Here is a 13469-nt window from a genome sequence, read left to right as displayed (position 1 = left end):
TGTGCCCGGGCTGCGCGGGGACACATTGTGGCCTGCGGTCGGCGCGCGGGCAGCAGGGTTTTCCGGTCGGCGTGCGCTGCGGGGCGGACCGATCGGGCGGGTCGGGCGGGAACAGCGGGGACAGTGGGGCTCATGGGGCCGCGGCCGTGAGGGCTTCGGAGGACGTGTCCCCGGGTGAGCCGCCGGTCCCGGTGGCGGCGCGGACTGCGGCGACCTGGTCTTCGGCGGTGCGGCTCAGCCCGGACCGGTGGGCGGCGTCGCAGGCGGCTTCGCCGAGCGTGGCGCGCGCGGCCGCGGCGGCCCGGTCGGCGTCCTCGCGTTCGCCTGCGGGGAGCGGGCTGCCCACGGAGGCGCGGAGGGCCTCGGCGGTGCCCAGCAGAGAGGCGGCCTGGGCCGCGGCTTCGGCGTCGCCCGCCGTGCCTGCGGCGGCGCGGGCACCTGCGAGGCCTTCCAGGGCGTACGCGACCGCGCGCGGGTCGCCGGTGCGCTCGGCGGCGGCGTGGCCTTCCAGGTGCAAGGCCAGGGCCGCGGCGGCATCGCCCTGCTGCTCGGCGACCAGGCCCAGTTGGGCCAGCACGAGTGCCTCGCCGGCCGCGACGCCCCGGCTCCGGTTCCAGGCCACCCACGGGGTCAGCAGGTCGCGGGCCAGGTCCAGGTCGCCGCGGCGCCGGGCGCCGATCGCCAGGCCCGTCGCGGCGAACTGCTCGGCCGGCTTGTGGGATTGGCCGCGGGCCAGGTCCAGGGCCCGGGCGTGGAAGTCGTCGGCCTGCCCGATGTCCCCGGAAAGCAGGGCCGTCCGGCCCAGCCGGGCGAGCCGGAAGGAGACGTCGACCCACAGGTGGAGGTCTTCGGCGCTGCGTACCGCCTGGCGGTGGAGGCGGGCGGCCTCGGTGTAGTCGCCGCCGATCTCGGCGAGGATGCCGAGCTGCTCGGTGGCGCGCAAATGCCCCCAGCGGTCGCCGAGTTCCGCGAACAGGTCGGCAGCGGCGGCGGCGTTCGCGCGCAGCGCGGGCAGGTCGCCGTCGTAGATCGCCTTCGAAGCGCGGGTGCCGTACGTCGCCGCCTCGCCCCAGCGGTCGCCGTTCGCCTTGAACGCGGAGAGCAGCCGGTCGAGTTCGGGGGCGACGTCGGCGGTGCTGCCGAAGCCGACCCGGGCGAAGGCGAGCATCCAGGCGGCCCGCGGCGCGGCGTCCGGGACGACGGTGCCGCTACCGGTTCCGTCGCCGCGCAGCAGGCCGAACGCGGCGCGCCGGGCCTGCGCGTCGGCGCGGCCGGGGAGCGTCGGGGCGGCGGCGGTGAGGGCCGCGTCCAGGGACCGGCAGGCTTCGGCGAGGCGTCCGCGCAGCATCCAGTACCAGGAGAGGGCATTGGCCAAGCGCAGGGCTTCGGCGGCGGGGGCCTGCGTGGCATGGGCTTCTTCGGCATGGGCCTCGGCGTTCGCGGGGGCGGTGCCGGATTCGAGGGCGGCGCGCAGGTTGGCGGCGTCGTCGTCCAGCCGGGACAGCCACGTGCGTTGCTCGCGGGTGACCAGGTGGGGTTCGGCGCGCTCGGCGAACGCGGTGAAGCAGGCGCGGTGCCGGGCGGTGGACTCGGCGGTCTCGCCGGCCTCGGCGAGGCGCTCGCGGCCGTACGCGGCGACCGATTCGAGGAGCCGGTAGCGCGGGCCTGCGGCGCCTTGGACGACGGTGACGAGGGAGCGGTCGGCGAGGCGCGTCACGATGTCCAGGACGTCGGGTGCGTCCGGAGCGAACTGCCAATATGCGTCGTTCGGTTCGCTGTGGGGCCGGGGGCCGCATACGGCTTCGGCGGCGGCCAGTGTGCAGCCGTTGCGGAACACCGCCAGGCGGCGCAGCACCGCGCGCTCGGGGGCGGTCAGCGGTTCCCAGCTCCAGTCGATCATCGCGCGGAGCGTGCGCTGCCGGGACGGTGCGTCGCGGCGGCCGGCGGCCAGGACCCGGAAGCGGTCGTCGAGCCGGTCGGCCAGCCCGGCGACGCCCAGCACGCGGACGCGTGCGGCGGCCAGTTCGACGGCCAGCGGCAGGTTGTCCAGGCGGCGGCAGATCGCTGCGGCGGTCTCCGCGTCGCCGGGGCCGAGCGTGAACCCGGGCGCGGCGGCTGCGGCCCGCTCGGTGAACAGGCGTACCGCATCGGCCTCGTCGAGCGGGGCGACGGCCTCGATCTCCTCGCCCGCGACGGCGAGCGGCTCCTGGCTCGTGCACAGGATGCGGACGCCGTGGGTCGCGCGCAGCAGTCGGGCGGTGAGGGCGGCGGCCTCGTCGACGACGTGCTCGCAGTTGTCGAGGACGAGGAGCAGGCGCCGCGATGCCAGGGCGGCGGCCAGGCGCTCCGTCGCGCTGCTGCGGTCGGCCGCCTCGTCGCGGAGGCCGAGCGCGGCGGCGATCGCGGCGGCCACCGGCGCGTCGGCGCCCGCGCGTTCGGCGGCCAGTTCGACCAGGTGGACGCCGTCCGGGAAGGGGTCTTCGGCGCCGGTCGGATGGTCGGCCAGCCGACGCGCGGCGGCCAGCGCCAGGCTGGTCTTGCCCACGCCCCCGGGGCCGGTCAGCGTCAGCAGCCGGGTGCCGGCGAGCCGCGCGCAGACGCGGTCGGTCTGCTCGTCGCGTCCGATGGGCTCGGCGGTCCGGGCGGGGAGGTTGGTGCGCGGCCGGGGCACGGGCGGGGCAGCCGGGCTTGACGCCGCGGGGGCGGCTTCGGCGGTCGGCGTGCTTGCTGCGGTCGTCCGGGGAAGTGCGGCCAGATCCGGGTCCTGCCGCAGGATGGCCTGGTGGAGTGCGGTGATCTCGGGCCCGGGGTCGAGTCCGAGGTCGTCCGCGAGGCGGGTGCGCAGGTCCTGGAAGGCGGCGAGCGCCTCGCTCGGGCGCCCGGCCCGGTAGAGCGCCTGCATGTGCGCGGCGCGCAGGCGTTCGCGCAGGGGGTGCTCGGCGGCCAGGTCGGCCAGTTCGCCGGCGACGAGGCCGTGCTCGCCGCGGGCGAGGCGCAGCTCGGCGAGATCCTCCTGCGCGGTCAGGCGCTGCTCGGCGAGCTTGGCGGCGGCGGCGCGGGCGAAATCGGCGTCCTGGAAATCGGCGAAGGCCGGTCCGCGCCACAGCGCCAGAGCGTCCACGAGGAGGCCGATACGGGTTCCCGGGTCGGACTCGTACCGGGCCCGGCCGAGCAGCGCGGTGAAGCGGGCCGCGTCGACGGCGTCGTCCTCGGCCTGCAGGCGGTAGCCCGCGGGCAGCCGGGCGACCAGGCCGCGGGCGCCCGGCTCGGCGCCGTCCAGGGCCCGGCGCAGCTGGGAGATCTTCGTCTGGAGGGTGTTGGCCGGATTGCCGGGGACGGTGTCGCCCCAGAGGTCCTCGACCAGCCGGTCGGCGGAGACGGGGCTGCCGTGGTGCACGAGGAGATCGGCGAGCAGCGCGCGCACTTTGGCGCCGGGGACGGCCACCGGGACACCGGCGTCCGTGTGTACCGCCACGGGTCCCAGCACGTCGAATCGCATGCCGCCCACGCTAACCCGCAGGTGATGCGGGGCCGGACGGGGAGTGGCAGGGATGGGGGAGGCGGCGTTGTGCGCGGGGCGTGCGAGAACCGTCGGGAAACCGTCAGGGGCCCTCGGCATCGTTCAGGTCGTCGGCAGGGAAGCCCGCCGCCCGACCGCCCGACCGAAGCCGAGGAGCCTGCCATGACGAACACTGCCGCCCCCATCACCACCGCCCACCTCCCCGCCACCTCCGCGGAGATCCGCCTCGCCGCCCGCCCCCTCGGCGAGCCCACAGCCGATGCTTTCGAGCTGGTCCGCGCGGCGATCCCCGAGCTCGGTGCCGGGCAGGTACTGGTGCGCAACACCTGGATGTCCGTCGACCCCTACATGCGCGGCCGCATGGACGACGTGCCGTCCTACCTGCCGCCCTTCGCACTCGGCACCGCCCTGGACGGCAGCGCGGTCGGCGAAGTGGTCGCCTCCCGGGACGCCTCGCTGCCGGTCGGCACGACCGTCGCGCACTTCCTCGGGTGGCGCGAGTACGCCGTGGTCGACGCCGCCGCGGCGACCGTCGTCGACACCGCCCTCGCCCCCGCCGAGGCCTACCTCGGCGCCCTGGGCACCACCGGCCTGACCGCCTACGCCGCCCTCACCAAGGCCGCACCGGTCCAGGAAGGCGACGTCGTCTTCATCTCCGCCGCGGCCGGCGCCGTCGGCAGCGTCGCCGGGCAGATCGCGCACCGCCTCGGTGCCCGCACCGTCATCGGATCCGCGGGCGGCCCGGCGAAGGGCGCCCGGCTCGTCGCGGCCTTCGGCTACGACGCGGCCATCGACTACCGGGCCGGCGACCTCGAAGGGCAACTGGCCGCAGCCGCACCCGACGGCATCGACGTCTACGTCGACAACGTGGGCGGCGACCACCTCCGCGCCGCCATCGAATCCCTCCGCCCGGGCGGCCGCATCGCCATGGTCGGCGCGATCAGCGCCTACAACGCCACCGCCCCCGTACCGGGCCCGGACAACCTCTTCCAGGCCGCCGCCAAGGAACTCACCCTGCGCGGCATCCTGGTCAGCAGCTACTTCCCGCTGTTCCCGGAGTGGATCGGCAAGGCGGCCGGATGGCTCGCGGACGGCACACTGCGCAGCGAGCACACCGTCGTGGACGGGATCGAGAACGCGCCCGAGGCGTTCCTCGGCATGATGCGCGGCGCCAACACCGGCAAGATGCTCGTCCGGATCGGGGCGTGACCGGCCATGACCGCCACCGACGAAGCCAAGACCGGCCGGGTGCTCCTGGTCGTCGCCCACCCGCGGACCGACGCCCTCACCGCCGCCGTCGCCCGGCAGACCGCCGAGCGCCTGGCCGCCGCGGGTCACGAGGTCGACGTACTGGACCTGTACGCCGAGGACTTCGACCCGCGCCTCGGCCCCGAGGACGAGCCCGACTGGAGCGACCGCGACAAGCGGTACTCCGCCGAAGTCCGCTCCCACCAAAGGCGCATCGACGCCGCGGACACCATCGTCGCGGTCTTCCCCGTGTGGTGGTTCGGACTGCCCGCGGTGCTCAAAGGCTGGGTGGACCGGGTGTGGGGATACGGCTTCGCGTACGGCCGCAGCAGGCCCCGCCTGGGCCGCAAGCGGATGCTCTGGGTGGGCCTCGCCGGCTACGACCGGGACCACTTCGCCGCCAAGGGCTGGGACGACGTCCTCGACCGCACCTTGCGGGTCGGCATCTCGGAATTCTGCGGCATCCGGGACGCCGCGGTGCGGCTGATCCACGACACGCAGGCCTCCGGACCCCGCGTCCTGGCCGAAGCGGACGTGGCAGTAGCGGAGTTCATGGGGATCACCGCAGCCGTGTGAGCCGGCAGGCCCGCGGGCCGGCCCTCGGGAGGAGCTTCCCAGGGCCGGCCGCAGTCCAAAATCTCTACACCTGTAGGGGGGAATGGCTAGGGTGTGGCCGTGACCACCGGCAAAGGCGCTCGCCTGGACCTCATCGGCGACACCGCCGTCCACCTGCTCGTCGAACGCGGCATGCGCGGACTCACGCACCGCGCCGTCGACGAGGCAGCCGGGCTCCCGTCCGGGTCGACGTCCTACTACGCCCGCACCCGCGCCGCGCTGCTCGAAGTGGCTCTGGCCCGCATGACCATGCGGGAAGCCGGCGAATTCGCGGACGCCATGGGCTCGGACGCGGCCGAAGCGGCCGGCATCCAGCCTCCGGCCGGCGGCCCGGCGGGTGGGCCGGCCGCCTCGCCGTCGGACCTCGCCGCACTGCTGCCCAGCGACCCCGATGCCGTCGTGGACCTGCTCGCCGGCATCGTCGACGCGGCCATCCGCGACGGGCGCGACCAGAAGATCGCCCGCTACGAACTCGCCCTGGAAGCGACCCGCCGCGCCGAACTCCGCGGCGCCTACGACGAAGCCGGGCGGGCCTTCCGCGAAGCAGCAGTGGGCCTGCTCGCCGCGATGGGCGCCCAGGACCCCGTCCGGCAGGGCCGCTCCCTGGTCGCCTGGTGCGAGGGCATGATGTTCGACGCCATCGCCGGATCAGGCTGGTCGGCACCCCCGTCCCGCGCCGATATCGCGGCCGGCATGCGGGAGTTGCTCGCCGGGATTCTGAAGTCCGGCTGACCGCAAAGGCGGTCGGTGCCACGCCCGTGCCGCCGGCCCCGCGCGCGCCCGGGTACGGCAGGGCCCGCTCGCCGCAGGGTTCAGGCCGGGGTCTGCGGGCCCGGGACCAGGACCACGCCCGTGTATTCGGTCGGTTCCGTCCCGCGGTTGGCGTACGCGTGCGGGCGGTCGCCCGCCATCCGCAGGGCGTGCCCGGCCGGGACGACCGCCTCGCGGTCGCCGACCGTGACGGTCAGCGTGCCGCGCAGGACGTGCAGCAGTTCGACGGTGCCGGCCATGTGCGCCTCGCTGCGGTGCAGTTCGCCCGGCGCCAGCCGCCAATGCCACAGCTCGGCACCGGCCGGTCGGGACACCCCGGTCAGCAGCGTCCCGGCGCCGCCGCCCTCGCCGGTCCACAGCACCGAATGGCCGTCCGGGCCGACGGCTTGGAGAAGCGGCTGCTCGGGCGCGCTGAGCAGGGTGGTCAGCGGCTCGCCGAACGCATCGCAGAGCCGGACCAGCGTGGCCAGGTTGGGATTCGACCGGCCGTTCTCGAGCGACACCAGGACGCCCTTGCTGACCTGGGCGCGGGCGGAGAGCGTGTCGAGGCTCCAGCCCCGGTCGCGGCGCAGCGCGCGCACCCGGGCCGCGACCGCCTCGACGACCGCCTTGTCGTCCATGTCCGTGCCCCGCCTGTCCTGAGGTGTGCCGGCCGGTCCGCATCCGAAACGGTCGGCGGTGTGATCGGTCGGTCGATGGTACCGTGAAGTTCATCAAACCGACCGACGAAGGGTTCCCGCATGCCCGCGCCCGCTTTCGACCTCGCGCAGATCGCCGCCGACGTCCAGGTGGACCCGGCCGTGCGCGCCCTGCGCCCGGACTTCGCGGTGCTGGTCGTGGCCGCCGACAACCTGCCCGCGGGACCGACCGACGCCTGGTCGCGCGGCCTGCTGAAGTCCGCCGCCGACGGAGCCGCGGACCTCGACGTCGCGGCCGACCCGCACATCGCCGCCTGGCGCGAGGCGTACACCGCCTTCGGCGCCAAGCCCAGCCGGACGCGCAACAGCGCGGAGGCCCTCATCCGCCGCGCCGCCGCCGGACTGCCCGAGGTCAACCGCATCGTCGACCTCTACAACGCGGTCAGCGTGGCGCACCGGCTGCCCATCGGTGGCGAGGACTTGGCCGGTTACACCGGTGCTGCACGCCTCGTCCGGGCCGACGGCACCGAGGACTTCGAGACGGTCGCCGACGGCGCTCCGGCCATCGAGCACCCCGCCCTCGGCGAAGTCGTCTGGCGCGACGACCTCGGCGTCACCTGCCGGCGCTGGAACCACCGGCAGTGCACCCGGACCCGCATCACGGAGACCACGTCGGCGGCGCTCTTCCTCTTCGAACGCCTGGCGCCCATGCCGCTGGACGCCCTGCACGCCGCCGCGGACGAACTGGTCGGCCACTTGAAGGAGCAGGCGCCTGAACTGCGCACTGCGGTCCGCCTGATCGACTGACGGGGCTTGCGGACTGCCAGGCTGCCGGACGAACAAGCCTGATACGCGAATGCGGAACGGCCCGGCGGACTCGGGGAGCCCGCCCCGCCGCCTACTTGGCGCGGTCGGCCAAGGCGTACGACGCCGCCGCGACAGTCCCGGCGACCGTGAACACCGCAGGCCATGCGCCGATCTTCTTCGCCAGCGGGTGCGAGACCCCGAATGCCAGCGTGTACAGGCCGGTCAGCGCCGCGGCGGTGGGCATGCCGGCCCGGCCCGCCCAGTCCTTCGCGGCGACCGCGCCCGCACCGGCGAGCACCACGCCGCCCAGCGGGCGCTTCTTCGTGTAGCGGGCGGTTGCGTAGCCGCCGATCAGGCCTGCGGCGGCGACGGCGGAAGCGGGGATACGGGCCATGGGACGCAACGCTCCTTCGATCCGGCGGCCCGAACGGCCGCACGAGGTACGCCTCGAACGTACCTTCCGCGCTGCGGTGGCATCACCGGCGCACCGGACCGCCCGCCGGGAGCCGGTTGCGACGCCCGGCGCCGGAGTGGCGTCGTTGGTGCCATCATTAGTGCCACCGGCGCCGCTGGTGGCATCACGACAGGCGCGAGCCGCCCGAAGCATGCGCACTCTGGGCTTCCTCTCACTGGTATCTGTGCAGCTCAAGGCCCATGCATGGGCACTGACACCGCATTGCTGCCATCTGGCTGTTGTAGTGGCGCCAAGATGGTGCCATGATGGCGTCATGGACCTCACGCCCTATGTCGACAACTTGCGGCACGAGCTTGCGGTCGCTGCCGAGGCTCGGGGAGAGGACGCCCGTGCGCTCGCCGAGCGGCTGCTCGCCCCCCTCGAGGCCTCGATCCGGCTCACTCTGCTGGACGCCCTTTCCGCGGCCGCCGACGAGATCACCCGGGACCTCGCGCCCGGCTCGGTCGAGGTGCGGCTGCGCGGACTGCACCCCGCCTTCGTCGTCACCGCGCCCCCGGCCGGCGGCGCCGCCGACTTCAGCGGTGCCGACGCCGAGCCTGCGCAGACCCCGCCTGCGCCCCCGTTCCCGCCCGGTGCCGAGTACGACGAAGGCGGCACCGCGCGCATCAACTTCCGTATACCCGCCGCCCTCAAGACCCGCGTCGAGGACGCCGCAGCCCGCGAAGCCCTGTCCGTCAACGCCTGGCTCGTGCGCGCCACCGGATTCGCCGTCGACGCCGCCTCCCGCGCGCACCGCACCGAAGGCCGCCGCGGTGCCGACCGCTACACGGGCTGGGTCCGCTGACCGCAGCACGACCCGGGCTCCCAGGTCCCCACTCGAACTCCCATGCCCCCGCCGGTAATCCGGCGCTACCCGGCCTCGGCCGAAGGACGGATTCGCCATGCCCGAAAACGCACGTGCCGGCCTTTCCGCCGCCCGCACCTCCGGCCAGGGCGGCCGCACACCGGTCCGCAGTACCGTCGACGGCACCGAACTGCGCGTCATGCGTTCGGCGTTGCGGTCCTTGCTCGGCCCCAACGGCGCGGTACGCGCCTCGGTCGGGGCCGGTGCGCTCGGTCCGTTTCCCGGCTGACCTTCTGCCGACCTCCCATCCACCGATCCGAACGGCTTTTCAGCCCACCGCACTTCCGCCCGGCGGCGCCCCGTGCCCACACTTCAAGAAGGACTCGAGCGGGTTGGGGGCGGGTATGGCCGTCGTTCGCGGACCCGGCGCTCCGGGTGGTCCAAACGGCCCAAGCGGTCCAAGCGGTCCGGGTAGCCCGGGCGGTCCGGCCGGGCCAGGCGGCCCGCGGGCGCCGGGAAGCCCCGCACAAGGACTGACCGCGCTCGCCGGCGGCGTGGCCGTCCTGGTGGCCGTGGCGTTCCGGCTCTGGGGGTGGCCCTACGCCCTCGGCGTCGGGCTTGCAGGTGCGGCGAGCGCCGTCGGCTGGGTGCTGTGGCGGGCCGACCGCGTGGCGCGCCGGGCCGATGCCGAGTGGCGGGCCGCGGATGCGCTGGCCGCGGGCCGCCGCACTCTCGACGACCTCGACGCGATGACCGGGCGGCAGTTCGAGGAGCACATCGCCGCGCTGTGCCGGCGGGACGGCTGCACCCAGGTCCGGCGGGTCGGCGGCTCGGGGGACAACGGCGCCGACGTCCGCGGCCGGCTGCCGGACGGCCGCAGCATGGTCGTGCAGTGCAAGCGCTACACCCCGACGAGCAGCATCCCGGCCCGTGATCTGCGCGATCTCCGCGGCGCCCAGGCGCACTTCGGCGCCGACGTCGCCATCTTCGTCACCACCACGCGCTTCACCCGCCCGTCCACGGAGTTCGCCGCGAAGAACGGCATCTGGGCCATCCACCGCGACTTCCTCGGCCTGTGGAACAGCGGCACCCGCCTGTCCGCGCTGGCCGAACTCAACGGGACCGGCCAGGGCGACGCCCGGCACCGCCGCCGCTGGCGCGACACGTACGGCGACGGCTGAGCCGGACCGGGGCGGCGGGTGTCGGACGCGTCAGTCCGCCTCCGGCGCGAAGACGCCGGCTGCCGCCGCCGTGGCGGCCGCATCCGCGTAGCGGTCCGCGAGTGCCTCGTCGACCGCTTCCCCGGTGACGAACAGCCGGTAGTACAAAGGCGCGACGGCGCAGCGCACCACATCGGTCCCGTCGGTGCCCGCCGGGACGTCCCCGCGGTCCGCGGCCCGGTTCACGATCACCGCGGCCTGGGCATGCCGCGCGGCGAGGTACGCGTGCAGCGCCCGTCCCGCGTCCGGGTCGTGCAGCGCGGCCGCGGTCAGCGACCGGGCCACCGGTCCGCTGCCCGGATCGGTGAAGCCCGCGACCACTTGCCGGGCCACCGCGCGCAGGTCGGCACGGAGGCTTCCGGTGTCGGGCACCGGCCACGGCTCGGCCGACGCGACGTCGAGCGCGTCCGCGGCCAGCGCGGCCGGGGTGCCCCAGCGCCGGTACAGCGTCGTCTTGTGCACGCCGGACCGGGCCGCGACGCCCTCCACGGTCAGCCCGGCGAAGCCCTTGTCGGCCAGTTCGGCGAGCGTGGCCGCGCGCACGGCCTCGCGGGTGCGCGCCGTGCGACCGCCCGGGCGGACGCTCCCGGGAGTGCCCGGTGCCGCGTCCTGCGGGCCGCCGGGCGCGGTCAAAAGCAACCCAGTTGCATTAGTGCCTCCTGCATGTGATGCTCATCTTAACGCGAAGAAGTTGCATTAGTAGCATCCGAGTCGTCCACTGCACGAAGGACGTGAAGGAGCCACCGTATGAATACCGTCCAGGAATACCGCGTCTCTTCGGCGGACGCCGGACCGTACGCCGTCACCGCAGGCCCCGACGGTGCGATGTGGTTCACGCTCGTCCACGCAGGCCGGATCGGCCGCATCGCCCCGGACGCCGGGCCGGTCGAGTTCGCCTTGGACCGCGCCGACACCGGACCCACTGTCATCACCCCCGGCCCGGACGGCGCCCTGTGGTTCACCGAGTACCGCGGCCACCGCATCGGCCGCATCACCACCTCGGGCGACGCCGTGCATTACGCGCTGCCGCCCGACCTGGCCGGGCCGTTCGGCATCGCCGCGGGCCCGGACGGCGCGCTGTGGTTCACCGCCACCGCGACCTCGCGCGTAGGCCGCATCACCGTCGACGGCGAGATCAGCGGCTATGCGCTGCCCGTCGAAGGGGCTTTCCCCTCGGCGATCACCGCCGGGCCGGACGGGGCGATGTGGCTTACCCTCAACGCCGCCGACGCCGTGGCCCGCATCGCCCTCGACGGCACCGTGTCCCTCCACAAGTTGCCGACCGCGGGTGCCGCGCCCGTCGGTATCACCGCGGGGTCGGACGGCGCTCTGTGGTTCACCGAGATCGGCGCAGGAGCCGTCGGACGCGTCACGGTCGACGGCCGGATCGCCGAATTCCCGCTCGCGGACCGCGCCGCCCGCCCGCACGCGATCGCCCCGGGTCCGGACGGCGCCCTGTGGTTCTCCGAATGGGCCGGCAACCGGATCGGCCGCATGGCCGTCGACGGGGAGCAGTCGGAGCCCTGTCCGCTGCCGACCCCCGGCTCCGAACCGCACGGTCTGGCCGTGGGTCCGGACGGGGCGGTGTGGGTCGCCTTGGAAATCGGCGCGCTGGCCCGCGTGGTGTGATCTGCCCGGTCCGGATGCGCGCCGCACGCGGAACCAGCCTGCACCCGATCGTAGTTCAGGCGTTGATCGGCCGATCGGAGTCGCGCAGCGACCGCGCGGTCCGCGCGTCGAGCGCGGCCAGCACCTCCGCACACACCGCAAGAGCCGTCTCGGCCGGCGTGCGGGCGCCCAGGTCCAGGCCGAGCGGGCCGTGCACCGAGGCGATCTGCTCCGCGGACAGGCCTGCCGCGGCCAGGCCCTCCGCGCGGCGCGCGGTCGTGCGCCGCGAGCCCAGCGCGCCGACGTACGGAAGCCCGGCGCGCAGCGCGGCACCGATCACCGGGACGTCCACGGCGGTGTCGTGGCTCAGCATCGCCAGGCAACCGCCGTCCGCGTGGTCCGCCACGAACTCCAGCGCCGCCGAAGCTTCCTGCGTGGTCGTCGCGGACCAGCCGAGAAGGCGGGCCTGGGCCGTCAGCAGGGCGGCCAGTTCGCCGCCGCCGACGATCAGCAGGTGCGGCACCGGCGGCACGACCTCGATCAGCGTGAGGCCGGTGTCGGTGTAGCGGACGTCGCGGCCCGACCGGTGCCGGCGCAGCAGTGCGGCCGCCTGGTCCACCGCCGCGGCGTCCCCGTGGTCTCCGGCACGGACTGTGCCGTCCGCGGCGACCACGATCGACGTGGTCCGCGCGTCTTCCTCCGCAAGCCCGGTGACGAGTGCCGCGCCCTTGCCGTCGGCCAGCAGCGACCACCACTGCGCGGGCACCGAGTCCAGCGGCTGCAGCAGGACCTCGGCCTGGCCGCCGCAGGTGAGCCCGGCGTCCGAGGCGCCTTGGCCGTGGATCGCGACCGGGACCACGCGCGAGATTCCCGAGGCCGGGAGGAGGGCCGCCTCGGCGGCCAGGTGCGCGTCGAACGCGCCCTGGTAGAGGGTCCCTTCGACGGTTCCGCCGGGCGCCAGGAGCAGCGCGTCGTGCGGGTGCCGCGGGCCGAAGCCCTGCTCGGTGACCGGTCTGGCCAGCACCGCGGCCCGGCCTTCGGAGATCCACCGCAGCGCGGTTGCCGCCAGTTCCCGCATCGTCGACGCCCCTTTCCGAGCCCGCTTTCGGACACCAGTGTCCGGTATGCGGCGGTGCCCCCCGGGGATGTCCCGGCGGGCACCGCGTGGTGGTCACAGCCTTCCTGCTGTCCGTCGTCCTTGCCTAGGTCTCGCCCTGGAATGAGGTGGATCATCCAGTTCCGGCGCCGACCCGGTCGCCTGCCGCTGTGCGATCGGACGTCGCGGGCCTGCGCACCGGCTGCCAGATCGTGTTGCGGAGGTCGGTGCCGCGGACCAGCTGGATGCGCCACGGCTCGATGCGCAGCACGTGGTACGACGGGTCGTCGGGCCCGCCGCGCCAGTAGCGGGCCGGGTCGTAGCCCACCCCCGGCGGGCCGCCTTGCACGTACCGGTCCCAGGCGCGGTGCCGGCTCTCGTCGTCCTCGGCCCAGGTGGAGACGCTGTCCACAAAGGCCGCGTTCTGCCGGGGGCTCCAGTACGAGTACGTGGTGTGCGGGTTGTTCGCGAGGTGCGCGGCCTTGACCGGGGTCTTGTAGACGGCGAGCCAGCCGAGCGGCAGGCCGTCCTGGATCTCCCAGACCGGGAAGAGCACCCGGGCCCGCGGGCGGCTCTTGGCGTCGACGGTGATCATCGTGGCGTACTTGATCTCGCGGACGTAGCCGAAGAAGTCGTCGCGGATGTCGGCGAAGTCGGCGGTCTTGCGGGTCATCACGGCCTCCTGGG

Annotated in this window: 14 protein-coding genes; 8 read left to right on the top strand and 6 right to left on the bottom strand. The window is 74.8% G+C overall.

The genetic code is table 11. From position 1 onward, the window contains the following. Positions 1–130 precede the first annotated feature (130 nt). Positions 131–3499 carry an ATP-binding protein gene (locus LZ495_RS44440; RefSeq protein WP_268823870.1) on the bottom strand — a complete coding sequence of 1123 codons (3369 nt, stop codon included), beginning with the start codon at positions 3497–3499 and terminating at the stop codon, positions 131–133. A 183-nt stretch (positions 3500–3682) separates the two neighbouring features. On the opposite strand from LZ495_RS44440, the gene LZ495_RS37605 reads away from it, so the two are divergent. The 3 genes from LZ495_RS37605 (at position 3683) to LZ495_RS37595 (ending at position 6115) form a co-directional block, all read left to right on the top strand. Beyond that, a complete protein-coding gene (locus LZ495_RS37605; RefSeq protein ID WP_235057674.1) occupies positions 3683–4729 on the top strand; it encodes an NADP-dependent oxidoreductase in 1047 nt (348 codons plus the stop codon). Between the two features lie 6 nt (positions 4730–4735). Continuing rightward, positions 4736–5344, top strand: a complete 609-nt coding sequence (locus LZ495_RS37600) for an NAD(P)H oxidoreductase (RefSeq protein ID WP_235057673.1) — start codon at positions 4736–4738, stop codon at positions 5342–5344. Positions 5345–5443: 99 nt separating this feature from the next. Beyond that, on the top strand, positions 5444–6115 hold the full coding sequence (locus LZ495_RS37595; RefSeq protein WP_308268702.1) for a TetR/AcrR family transcriptional regulator: 672 nt from the start codon (positions 5444–5446) through the stop codon (positions 6113–6115). 80 nt (positions 6116–6195) lie between these two features. On the opposite strand, the gene LZ495_RS37590 is transcribed toward LZ495_RS37595, so the two are convergent. Further along, positions 6196–6774: a helix-turn-helix domain-containing protein gene (locus tag LZ495_RS37590; RefSeq protein ID WP_235057671.1), complete on the bottom strand. Its 579-nt coding sequence runs from the start codon at positions 6772–6774 to the stop codon at positions 6196–6198. Positions 6775–6894: 120 nt separating this feature from the next. Between LZ495_RS37590 and LZ495_RS37585 the strand changes: the two genes are divergently transcribed. After that, on the top strand, positions 6895–7599 hold the full coding sequence (locus LZ495_RS37585) for a B3/B4 domain-containing protein (protein WP_235057670.1): 705 nt from the start codon (positions 6895–6897) through the stop codon (positions 7597–7599). A gap of 91 nt (positions 7600–7690) precedes the next feature. On the opposite strand, the gene LZ495_RS37580 is transcribed toward LZ495_RS37585, so the two are convergent. After that, complete coding sequence (locus tag LZ495_RS37580) at positions 7691–7993, bottom strand: hypothetical protein (RefSeq protein WP_235057669.1); 303 nt, start codon at positions 7991–7993, stop codon at positions 7691–7693. A 334-nt stretch (positions 7994–8327) separates the two neighbouring features. On the opposite strand from LZ495_RS37580, the gene LZ495_RS37575 reads away from it, so the two are divergent. The 3 genes from LZ495_RS37575 (at position 8328) to LZ495_RS37565 (ending at position 10039) form a co-directional block, all read left to right on the top strand. Further along, on the top strand, positions 8328–8858 hold the full coding sequence (locus LZ495_RS37575) for a hypothetical protein (protein WP_235057668.1): 531 nt from the start codon (positions 8328–8330) through the stop codon (positions 8856–8858). 97 nt (positions 8859–8955) lie between these two features. Continuing rightward, entirely contained in the window at positions 8956–9147 is a 192-nt protein-coding gene (locus tag LZ495_RS37570; RefSeq protein ID WP_235057667.1) for a hypothetical protein, read from the top strand. Positions 9148–9412: 265 nt separating this feature from the next. Next, entirely contained in the window at positions 9413–10039 is a 627-nt protein-coding gene (locus tag LZ495_RS37565; protein ID WP_235057666.1) for a restriction endonuclease, read from the top strand. Between the two features lie 30 nt (positions 10040–10069). On the opposite strand, the gene LZ495_RS37560 is transcribed toward LZ495_RS37565, so the two are convergent. After that, positions 10070–10621, bottom strand: coding sequence for a TetR/AcrR family transcriptional regulator (locus tag LZ495_RS37560; RefSeq protein ID WP_235057665.1), 552 nt, complete (start codon positions 10619–10621; stop codon positions 10070–10072). Between the two features lie 204 nt (positions 10622–10825). Between LZ495_RS37560 and LZ495_RS37555 the strand changes: the two genes are divergently transcribed. After that, positions 10826–11707, top strand: coding sequence for a Vgb family protein (locus LZ495_RS37555; protein WP_235057664.1), 882 nt, complete (start codon positions 10826–10828; stop codon positions 11705–11707). Positions 11708–11762: 55 nt separating this feature from the next. On the opposite strand, the gene LZ495_RS37550 is transcribed toward LZ495_RS37555, so the two are convergent. Then, positions 11763–12764: an XdhC family protein gene (locus tag LZ495_RS37550; RefSeq protein ID WP_235057663.1), complete on the bottom strand. Its 1002-nt coding sequence runs from the start codon at positions 12762–12764 to the stop codon at positions 11763–11765. 151 nt (positions 12765–12915) lie between these two features. Further along, a complete protein-coding gene (locus LZ495_RS37545; RefSeq protein WP_235057662.1) occupies positions 12916–13455 on the bottom strand; it encodes a pyridoxamine 5'-phosphate oxidase family protein in 540 nt (179 codons plus the stop codon). Between the last annotated feature and the right edge of the window lie 14 nt (positions 13456–13469).

This window comes from Yinghuangia soli, from assembly GCF_021502675.1.
Classification (GTDB): Bacteria; Actinomycetota; Actinomycetes; order Streptomycetales; family Streptomycetaceae; genus Yinghuangia; species Yinghuangia soli.
Note: the sequence above shows the minus strand (reverse complement) of the source record. Positions and strands in the feature narration are given on the sequence as shown.

Coding starts and splice junctions, on each gene's coding strand:
- LZ495_RS44440 (WP_268823870.1), bottom strand. CDS start 3,499: ATGCGATTCGACGTGCTGGGACCCGTGGCGGTACACACGGACGCCGGT.
- LZ495_RS37605 (WP_235057674.1), top strand. CDS start 3,683: ATGACGAACACTGCCGCCCCCATCACCACCGCCCACCTCCCCGCCACC.
- LZ495_RS37600 (WP_235057673.1), top strand. CDS start 4,736: ATGACCGCCACCGACGAAGCCAAGACCGGCCGGGTGCTCCTGGTCGTC.
- LZ495_RS37590 (WP_235057671.1), bottom strand. CDS start 6,774: ATGGACGACAAGGCGGTCGTCGAGGCGGTCGCGGCCCGGGTGCGCGCG.
- LZ495_RS37585 (WP_235057670.1), top strand. CDS start 6,895: ATGCCCGCGCCCGCTTTCGACCTCGCGCAGATCGCCGCCGACGTCCAG.
- LZ495_RS37580 (WP_235057669.1), bottom strand. CDS start 7,993: ATGGCCCGTATCCCCGCTTCCGCCGTCGCCGCCGCAGGCCTGATCGGC.
- LZ495_RS37575 (WP_235057668.1), top strand. CDS start 8,328: ATGGACCTCACGCCCTATGTCGACAACTTGCGGCACGAGCTTGCGGTC.
- LZ495_RS37570 (WP_235057667.1), top strand. CDS start 8,956: ATGCCCGAAAACGCACGTGCCGGCCTTTCCGCCGCCCGCACCTCCGGC.
- LZ495_RS37555 (WP_235057664.1), top strand. CDS start 10,826: ATGAATACCGTCCAGGAATACCGCGTCTCTTCGGCGGACGCCGGACCG.
- LZ495_RS37550 (WP_235057663.1), bottom strand. CDS start 12,764: ATGCGGGAACTGGCGGCAACCGCGCTGCGGTGGATCTCCGAAGGCCGG.
- LZ495_RS37545 (WP_235057662.1), bottom strand. CDS start 13,455: ATGACCCGCAAGACCGCCGACTTCGCCGACATCCGCGACGACTTCTTC.